Annotated in this window: 1 protein-coding gene; it reads right to left on the bottom strand. The window is 41.7% G+C overall.

The features are described from left to right. Window positions 1-122: 122 nt before the first annotated feature. Window positions 123-1,211 carry a zinc ribbon domain-containing protein gene (locus tag HBN61_RS22270; protein ID WP_170047924.1) on the bottom strand — a complete coding sequence of 363 codons (1,089 nt, stop codon included), beginning with the start codon at window positions 1,209-1,211 and terminating at the stop codon, window positions 123-125. Window positions 1,212-1,302: the final 91 nt, after the last annotated feature.

Below are 1,302 nucleotides of genomic sequence, written 5' to 3'. Positions count from 1 at the left end.
GAGCACGATGTCGGAAGCCTCGCGTTTGAATTCAGCAGAAAAGGAACGGCGTTGTTTGGTCATCTGACACCTCGATCTGGCGAGCATTCTCGCCTAAATGGGTGTCCGGTTTCATTAGACCACTACACTTCGATATCCTTACTCACTAAGGCATCATAAATTGAAGCTACTTTCAGAGCAGCACCACACCCAGAACAAAATCTTGCTTCCTCACTGCTCCGCTCTTCCCCACAATTCTGACAGGGAGGCATGCTAAGCTTTAAGCTAACTTTATCCGGAGGTAGAAGAAAGTCTGTTTGAGTTCTCGTAAACTCATGTGCATGCCTTGTTTCTATGGATATAGCTATATCTTCAACTTTAACAGCCCTAGCAACAACGAGAGCGTTGCTTTCTATAAGTGCAGCCAAATTAATAAGATAAAGATCAAATACCCCCTTTTCACCTCTACTAATTTGCCCTTTATAACTAACCAAACCCGCATACTGAAAAAAACCTAAAATTCTTTTCAGATCAGATCCAACTTCCTTCCTTATTGCTAGAGTTATACTTTTCCTCTCGACAGGCTTATCTTTATTATAAGACTTAATAAGCTCCACCACTCTTGCAAAAACCACATCACCTTCCTCCACATAACTTTTATATGTAGGAAGCTTCTGTTTCAACGAAGCATAAACAGCTGCGACACTTTTACTGCTTGACTTGACCTGATCCATCACATTTTTTTTAGTGAAGTCCGTTTTGTAAACAGAAACACCAGCAATCATATCTTCCACATATACATTTCGCACCATATTAAGCATGATACGAGGTATTCCAAACGACGCATAACACAAAACCTTCAGCAACGACTCTTCTTTAGACAGCTTTTCATAAACTTCTTTAGGAAGGCGCCTAGCGAGCATAGTCTTCATAAACCAAATGTAACTATCATCTTCCGGATTAACCCAAGCGTCAATTTCCTCAGCATCGTGGCCGATATTAAAAGTCGGAGCGAAATTTGTTACCCCTGGGTAAATTGCAGCTTTAGGAGAAATAGTTCTGCTCTTTATTTTTCTGAAAAACTCAAAAAAGTCTCTTTGCTGCTCTGGAAAAAAAGCATGAGCCGCGTCATCCAAAATCAAAACGCAACGCGTCTTACCTACTAATCTATTAGCTTGAGCAATATCATCCTCTAGGGATGCTCCGATCAACTTGTCGTGCAGCCGCGGCAAGTTGCAATTTTCCAGGCACCTACAGCGTCATTGGACGAAAAGTGACCGAAAAATCATGTACGGAGAGCTTTTTCGACCGGTTCTCCGTGTT

Origin of the sequence: Pseudomonas sp. WS 5071, from assembly GCF_012985765.1 — a bacterium.
Lineage (GTDB): Bacteria > Pseudomonadota > Gammaproteobacteria > Pseudomonadales > Pseudomonadaceae > Aquipseudomonas > Aquipseudomonas lundensis_A.
The sequence above is the reverse complement of the archived record's forward strand: the minus strand, read 5'-3'. Positions and strand labels throughout refer to the sequence as shown.